Annotated in this window: 6 protein-coding genes; all 6 read right to left on the bottom strand. The window is 52.4% G+C overall.

What is annotated here, in order from left to right:
* The coding region (locus tag GX117_09700) for a hypothetical protein (GenBank protein NLO33609.1) at positions 1-430 on the bottom strand (430 nt) is incomplete at its 3' end.
* Position 431: 1 nt separating this feature from the next.
* Positions 432-1043 carry an MBL fold metallo-hydrolase gene (locus GX117_09695; protein NLO33608.1) on the bottom strand — a complete coding sequence of 204 codons (612 nt, stop codon included), beginning with the start codon at positions 1041-1043 and terminating at the stop codon, positions 432-434.
* A 162-nt stretch (positions 1044-1205) separates the two neighbouring features.
* Positions 1206-2456, bottom strand: a complete 1251-nt coding sequence (locus GX117_09690) for a hypothetical protein (GenBank protein NLO33607.1) — start codon at positions 2454-2456, stop codon at positions 1206-1208.
* A 160-nt stretch (positions 2457-2616) separates the two neighbouring features.
* Positions 2617-3435: a bifunctional hydroxymethylpyrimidine kinase/phosphomethylpyrimidine kinase gene (gene thiD, locus GX117_09685; GenBank protein ID NLO33606.1), complete on the bottom strand. Its 819-nt coding sequence runs from the start codon at positions 3433-3435 to the stop codon at positions 2617-2619.
* Between the two features lie 5 nt (positions 3436-3440).
* Positions 3441-6185: a type I DNA topoisomerase gene (gene topA, locus GX117_09680; GenBank protein ID NLO33605.1), complete on the bottom strand. Its 2745-nt coding sequence runs from the start codon at positions 6183-6185 to the stop codon at positions 3441-3443.
* Between the two features lie 369 nt (positions 6186-6554).
* A partial coding sequence (locus tag GX117_09675; protein ID NLO33604.1) for a hypothetical protein occupies positions 6555-8387 on the bottom strand: 1833 nt, incomplete at its 5' end.

Below are 8387 nucleotides of genomic sequence, written 5' to 3'. Positions count from 1 at the left end.
TGCCTACGCTGCGTATGGAATCGAGGGAACAGCTTCCTTCATCGCCGCCGCAATGGACAAATACGGGAATGTTGTGGAGGAAGGCGGGTCGATCAATGCGGCAATAGCGCAGCGTCTTTTCCAGCGTTTCGTTGCCGCAGTCCAATTTAATATCGACGGAGAAAAAGCCCCGTTCCCCGGGCGCATCGCTGACGACATACCAATAGCCTGAATTGGCGGGCATGGTGAAGGGTTCGATGGCGACCTCAATGCGCTTGTCGTTGTTGTTGGGTTTGAAAAGAAGGAAACCCGAGACCTGCACATCACGGGGCGCGTGAATCTCGAGGATGAGCGGATCATCGCAGTACACAAAAGGTACGGGCTGATCGGGCGCGAGACTCACATCGACAACAGCCGGTAAACAGAAAAGGAATAGGAATGGCAGCATCATATTAATTCACCAAAAACGGATTGGTCGCCCGCTCCTCTCCAATGGTGGTCTCAGGCCCGTGCCCGCTGTACACCACCGTATTATCATCCAAGTCCAACAAGTGTTCACGGATACTCTGCATCAATTGGCGCATGCTCCCGCCGGGCAGGTCGGTGCGCCCCACGCTGCCGGCAAATAATACATCGCCCACAAAGGCGACGCCGGGCGTGATCAATACAACGTGGCCGGGCGCGTGTCCCGGTGTATGGCGCACTTCGAAGACCGTATCGCCCAAGGACAGCTGCTCTCCATGTTCGAGAAAGCGGTCCGGATCGGGCGAAGGCGGAAAGGGTACGCCAAACATGCGCCCTTGATCGGCAAGGCTGTGCAGCAGCGGCAGATCGTCTTTGTGGCAGAGCAAGGGCGCGCCCGTCAGCTTCTTGAGTTCCGCGTTGCCGCCGCAGTGATCACAATGGCAGTGGGTATTGATGATCATGGTCACCGTGCAATCCGCCAAATAATCTTTCATGGGCGCCGTCACTTCTCCCGGATCAATGACCATGGCTTCGCTGCCCTCTTTCACGATATAGCAATTGGTAAAAAACGGGGTTACCGGAAAGCATACAATTTCCACGTTCCCAGGCTCCTTCTATCAGCAATCGGTAGAACAGGGGTATCCCGCGGGACACCGCCTTAGAATAATCGCACAAAAAGAGTATTGTACCAAAAAACAGTAGGATCTGTCCCCCGCAGTCGAAACAGCGGTCTTAGCGTCACGGAGCGGAAGCGCCCGACTTCAGGTCAAGGGCAGGATCGCGCCCCCAAGTTCTTCAAAGATCATGGCGGAATCACCGTGAAAAAAGTCAGTCGTTGCGAAGGCGCTCCGGTCCATGTTCACTTCCACGATCTGCTTGGGCAGCGTATTTTGTTGCTTTTTGTTGTTCTCCAAGAAGATATGGCCGCGAAACGAAATGGCATTCAGCGCGTCGGCCGTGTCGATAGAGTAGAGCTCATAAAAGATGCGTAAGGGCAATTCTTGGAGGAGCCGCGCATAGAGCATGCTTTGTTCATTCTCGCTGAGCAGGACTTCATGGAAGAGTTCGTCATCTTCGTTGTAGTCAACCTTCACCAGCCGCGGCAGCGCGCGCAAGGTGGGCATCAAATAATCGACAACAAGGAGCCGGTTCGTTTCGTCGTAATCCATCTCATAGCTGTGTGGGAAACAGGTTGGATAGGAAAACTGCGCCAAAGCCATATCGAAGAAATCCAGAACGGCGTTGGCTTCGCGCTCGTGAAAGGCCGCCGTTTTCTCTTTGATCAGCGCAATGCAGGCTTCCCGCTGACGGAGAAAGGCCTCTTTGTCCTGTTGCCACTTCCTCACTGTTTCTTCATGTTTGGCCTGTGCAGCCTTAAGAGATTTTTGGTACTGCAGCCACTGCTGTTCATAGTTATGTTTGATCTGCCCGCACATCTGCTGCCAGTGTCGGTGATAGGCTTCAAAGCGGGCAAAGGCTTCCCGTTCCTTGGCTTCCCGTTTTTTGCGCATCAACGAATCCATGACCTCCCGTTTCGGTTGGAAGGCGGGATCGGTAGGCTGTGGTTCTCGGGGAAAGGCAGGTTGGGGCGGCGGCACAGGCGCACTGCCCGACACGGGCTTGACGACAGGATATTCGGAACAGGTCTTGAAATAGTCCCAATCAAAGGTTGCGCCTTCTTCAAGGCGCTGCACGAGCCCGTGGTAGGCTGTATGGAGTTCCTGTTGCGCGAAGGCCGTCCGTTCATCAGCGATTTTCAGTTTGTGGCGCAGCTTCAAATCAAGGCGCTTCGCGTTCATCTCCAAACCGAGCTTCTTATGTTTAATCGCCTTCCGCTCCTCCCATTTTGCCTTCCAAATCTTTTCTTGCAGAGCCGCTTTATGGATGACAAATTCAGGCGTGTCCGACGAAATGCTGCGATGTCTGGGGAGTTCTGAACAATAGACGGGCATACGATAGCGTTTGTGCCCAAAGGCAGTTATGTAGGCGGTTATAGATGATTTATCATACATGGCAAACCCACCTGTTCTATCTCACGGAGCACTGTTTACAAAGCACGCCATCCGCTTTGAAGGCTCCACTTGTACGGAACCCGGCGTCACACTTCCATCATGACGCCCTACTTACCCTACACTATATCATAAATCAAAAGAAATAACATTTATCAATATTTCAAGATTGGTTCCAACCATGGTGCAAAGGACCAGCCCCCTTACCCAAGCCCAGATCTTGACCCTGTCGTATCGCCTCGGTCAGATAGTTCTTCGCAAGGCGCACCGCCTGTGCCACGCTTTGCCCTTTGCCCAAGTAGCACGCGATGCCCGCCGCATAGGTGCAGCCTGTTCCGTGAGTATTGGCCGTATCCAACCGTTCTTCTTCAAAGGTGAGGATCTCTTCGCCGTCGAAAAGATAATCCACCGCCGAGGCGGACGGCAGATGTCCTCCCTTCAGCAATATGTACTTGGGACCTAAGGCGTGCAGACGCCGGAGCAAGGGCGCTATATCTTTCTCCTGCTTCAAGGTCACGCCTGCCAGCTCTTCCGCTTCCGGTATGTTGGGACATAGAACCGTTGCCAAAGGCAAGAGATCTTGTTTCAATGCCTCTACCGCATCAGCTTTGAGTAAGTGGGCGCCGCTTTTCGAGATCATGACCGGGTCAACCACGATATTGCGCAGCTTCAAGCTGCGCAGACTCTCGGCAACGGCTGAAACGATGGCGGCACTGCTGAGCATCCCCGTTTTAAGGGCATCAACACCAATATCTTCCACTACCGCAGCAATTTGGTCTTGGATGCAGTCAATGGGGATCTCGTGAATATTGCGCACTTCCACCGTGTTTTGCGCCGTGATGGCGGTGATGGCAGTCATGCCGAAACAGCCGAGTGCTGAACAAGTTTTCAGGTCTGCTTGAATACCGGCGCCGCCGCCGCTGTCGCTGCCCGCAATGGTCAAGATACGCGCTAAAGATTTCCGTTCTTGTTGGTCCCCCATTTCTTTCACGCCCCCTCTGCTTGGTTTTTCTTTTTCGCCGCAGGTTTTTTTGCAGCGGCCTTTTTCGCCGCAGGTTTCTTGGCAGCCGTCTTCTTTTTCGCCGCAGCCTTCTTCCTCGGCGCAGCTTTGGCTTTCGCCGCATTCTTTTCCGCAGCCTTTACCAGAAGCGCCAGCGCTTCATCAATTTTCAGCGTATCGGGCGATTGCGTCTTGGGCAGGGAAGCGTTCGTTGTTCCATCGGTCACATAAGGGCCGTAGCGCCCTTCATAAAGATCGATAGCGGGGCTGTCATCTGTTGCCTCACGGAGGTTGCGCAGCAGTTTTTTAGCGCCCCGGCTGTTCTTGGGCTGCGCTAAAATAGCGAGGGCCTCTTCCAGCGTAAGCGTGAGCAGCACGGCCGCGTTAATACTGCGGAAATCACCGTCATGGACGACATAGGGGCCAAAGCGGCCGATACTGACGCTCACCGATTTACCCGTGTCGGGGTGTTCGCCAAGCTTTCGCGGCAGTTCCAAGAGCTGCAGCGCTTTTTCGAAGGTGACCTCATCGGGACTCATCCCCCGGGGCAATCCCATGCGCTTCGGTTTCTCGTCGCCGTCCGATTCGCCCAGCTGCACGTAGGGGCCGTATGGGCCTTCCAAGAGGTAGACCCGTTCGCCTGTAGTTGGACAGGTGCCCAAGCCCTCTTCGCGTTTCGATTTCGTGTTGAGAATATGAACCGCCTTTTCCACTTTTAATTCATCGAAATACACTTTTTCGGGAATTGTGGCAGTCTCTGTCTGTCCGTCTTTGAATTCGCGCTGGAGGAAGGGCGCCGTTTTCCCAACGCGGATGACGATTGCGTCGCCTTCAGCATCTTCGCCCACGGGGATCACGGGGAAATCTACCGACGAAAAGGAATCGTGTACCCGCGGTTTGAGTCCTTTACCGTCGGCCGTTTCCCCGAAATAAAAGCCTTTGAGGAAAGAGAGCCAATCTTGCTGTCCTTCGGCGATAGCGTCGAGCTTATCTTCCATCCGCGAGGTGAAGCCTAAATCCACATAATCGGAAAAATGTTCCCGTAAAAGGAAGATGACGGCAATACCGATATAGGTCGGCGCCAGCGCCGTACCGACACGCTCCACATAGCCGCGCTGCTGAATGACGGCGACGGTGGGCGCATAGGTGGACGGCCGGCCGATGCCCTCCTCTTCAAGGCGCCGTACGAGCGAAGCTTCCGTATACCGTGCCGGCGGCTGCGTTTCATGACTCGTCGCGCTGAGCCCTTCCAGCAGGATATCGGCCCCTGCCGCGGTGGAGACGGTCATCCCCACAGCCAGGGCAGGCAGCTCCTTATCTTTTTGCTGGCCGCTCATGACCTTCAGGAATCCCGGGAAGATGACGACGGAGCCGTTCGCCCGAAATACTGCCGTCTCCTCCTCGCTCTTCGCCTCCAGATCAACGGTGGTACGCATGATTTTGGCGTCCGCCATTTGGCTGGCAATGGTACGGCTCCAGATCAGCTGATACAAACGCAGCTCATCTTGGCTTAAATAGCGCGCCACCGAATCGGGCGTATACCGGATATTGGTGGGCCGTATGGCTTCGTGCGCTTCCTGCGCCAGTTTCGACTTCGTCTTATATTGACGGCGCGTGTGGTAGTTCGCGCCGAACTGATCGGTAATATAGGCTGCCGCTTCCTGAAGCGCTTTCTCGCTCAACACCACGGAGTCTGTACGCATGTAGGTGATGAGCCCTTCCCGCGCCCCATCGCCCATGTTCACGCCTTCATACAGCTTTTGGGCAACCTGCATGGTTTTGCGCGGAGAAAAGCCGAGCACGCCGCTGGCTGCCTGCTGCAGCGTTGAGGTGATAAAAGGCGGATACGGCCGTTGGGTACTTTCTTTTTCTTCTAGAGAGACCACATGCCAGGGCACAGCGGCTTTCAGAATTTCCAAGAGGGTGTTAATCTTCTCTTCGTCCAGCCAAATAGGCGCGGAACTGCCCTCCTTCTTCAAGCTGCCCGTGGCAGGATCAAAGTCTTTTCCCCCCGCAACACGCTGCCCCTTCACGGTGGTGAGGGTGGCGGAAAAGGACTTGCCATCCCGCGACAAGGCCGCTTCGGCATCCCAATAGGCGGATTTCATGAAGGCGCGCCGTTCTTCTTCCCGTTCAACGACAAGCCGCAACGCAACACTCTGCACACGGCCGGCGCTGAGCCGCCCTCGGATCTTGCGCCACAATACGGGCGACAGTTCATAACCGAAAAGGCTGTCTAAGATGCGCCGTGTTTCCTGGGCGCGCACCAACTGTTCATTCACGGAGCGCGGCGATTTCAAAGCGTTTTTAATGGCATCGGCTGTGATTTCGTGGAAGGCGATGCGTCTGACCGGTACTTTCGGTTTGAGTATTTCCAGCAAGTGCGAGCTGATGGATTCGCCCTCGCGGTCTTCGTCCGTTGCGAGAATGATTTCATCCGCGTCCTTACAGGCTTTTTTCAATTCGCTAATATGCCGCTTACTATCTTTTTGGATGACGTAGAGAGCGGAAAAATCTTCGTCCACATTGACGCCGAGCCGCGACCACGAAGCGCCTTTATAAGCGGCAGGAATTTCGCCCGCCGACTTGGGCAGATCGCGGACATGCCCAAAACTCGCCAGCACTTTATAGTCTTTACCTAAAATATTGCCAATGGTGGTCGCCTTGGCAGGAGATTCCACAATAACCAGTTTCACGTTTTTTTGATCCTTTTGTCCATAGGTCGCAATCATCATAACACAGCGCCGCTGCTCATGATCTTGTCCGCTCTTTTGCGAAGAAACAAGCCCCTACACTTGACAGAGGCTGAAAAATCCAGAATATACACCAGATTATTGGACTGAAACAAACTAATCAGCCTTAAGATATCTGAATCGGAGATAACGAACGGTTATTTCGCAATCCGCAACCAGCGCTTCAGATTGTACTGGCTCCGGTTAATAATTCAGATATCGGCCTGTCCAAATACCGCATCATTCGGAAAAAAGGAACGGATATAAGATGAAAACGTCGGCGCTAATGGCGGCGATTATCATTCTCTTTCCCCGAATTCCGCACGATGTTGTGCGTATTAACAACATGGCTACTCAGCAAAACAGATGTTAATAGTCCAACCATGCGAATGACATATCGGCGGGCAGGCGGGTCAAATCAAACAATATGGCTGTATTGTCTTTTGTTTGACCTGTCTTCTGTCCTGTAAGAAATTCCCAGACAATTTCTTTATCCGGTGTTACTTCAATGGCGCAGGCTTTTTCGGATTCAATCATCAGCGTATTCCCGTTGGGAAGACGATAGGCCCTTCCGTTCGTATCTGAATGAAAAGGACGGGCATCGGAACCTTCAAAGCGCCAAATTTCCTTCATGGACGCAATATCAAATTCATAGACTATGGAATGGTCCATACGGGCATAATTGTCAAACAATAATAAGGATCCTGTTTCAAGAATATGGGGATCATGCTGACCGCGCCAAGGACCACGCTGTGCCCATACGACCTTTCTCATCTCAAGATCGACAACTGCAATGGTATTTATTTCTCGCAGAGAGGTTAAGACCTGACCTTCACGAAATTGCGGCAGCAGCCCCGCATCATGTATTCCCAAGATATGAACGGCATTGGCGTGAAATACATCTCCCTTTTTCCGCTGACTCTTGTCCCAAATATGACGATAATCGGGGGAATTTTCAAAACACTCCAGCAAAGACACGTTTTTCTTTTCGTTGCCGTCAGGATCAAGAACAGTAATAAAGTCTTCTTGGATTATCTGTTTCGGTGAAATGCGAGGTATGACATGTTGTTGCTGGGTCAGGACATAAATGTCACCGTTAGGGGCAACATCCAAGCTGTGGTGCGCCGCATTAGATTGATACCACTGCACCTCGGAATGCTTGTCCAATTTGAAAAGAGCATGGGAACGTTGGATTACCAGGAGTTCTCCCTTGTTGAGCAGACGTGCTGCCGTCCAGAAGTCATCCTCACTGATCTCAGGATCATTTTCTTCCGCAATTTCAGGAAAGAGTTTTTTCCATCTATGTATAATTTTTCCGTTCATATCCATTAAAATTGCCTCAGGACCATGTTCTGAAACGTAAAGATTGAAACCGGGACAAGCGCGTTCATGATCGTATATCAACACGCCGGCGCCCTCAGCAGCCGCGTCAGAGGTTATAAAATAACCCAGTGCTTGCAGACGCGCAATTTCTTCTTTCTGTTCTTCGTCTTCTGTAGTTTCTGCAATTTTAGTGAAGTCCATGATGTTTTTGTTATTAGATTCGTTTCCTGTTTGGGGGTGTAATCTAAGCTCCATAACCTCGTTCAGATAAGCGTCGCGATCCTGTCTTTGCGGCTCATTAAAAACGCGCAATTGCGGGGATTCGACCTCCGGCGGCAGACTCCAGACCTCGTCAAAGTTCCACCCCTGTTCAATGAATATGGAAGGGTTTTGAAAATCACCGGCTTTTAATGCCGTTCCCGCGGCGCAGTCTGCAGCTGCATCATGATTTTCACTGCGGTAAAAGGAAGCGGTGACTGTCTGCGCCGCCCCGCTCCCCAACAGATGCTGCTCTTTGACGGGATCCGTTCCCCCACCCGTACTGTAACAATTTCGAATGGCGGGGGGCATTAAAACCGTAGCCATAAAATTGGCTCCTATTAAACTGCCCTCATTGTTTTCACCCGATACCCTACCTGTTGAATAGGAATTGGAAATCATGTTGCCCGTATTCATACCGACAAGGCCCCCGATATAGTATTGTCCGGTCACATCGCCTGTTGAATAACATTCCGTGATAAGGTTATCCAGGGTGACCAATTCCGTTGTGTAATCGCCATCTTCCCAGAATTTGCTGAAAATTGACTGAAAATTGATTTTACTGCTGCCGACCAAGCCCCCCACATAGTTTCTGCCCTTTACGGATCCCATGGCATAGGA

Source organism: Candidatus Hydrogenedentota bacterium (genome assembly GCA_012523015.1).
Classification (GTDB): Bacteria; Hydrogenedentota; Hydrogenedentia; order Hydrogenedentales; family CAITNO01; genus JAAYBJ01.
The sequence above is the reverse complement of the archived record's forward strand: the minus strand, read 5'-3'. Positions and strand labels throughout refer to the sequence as shown.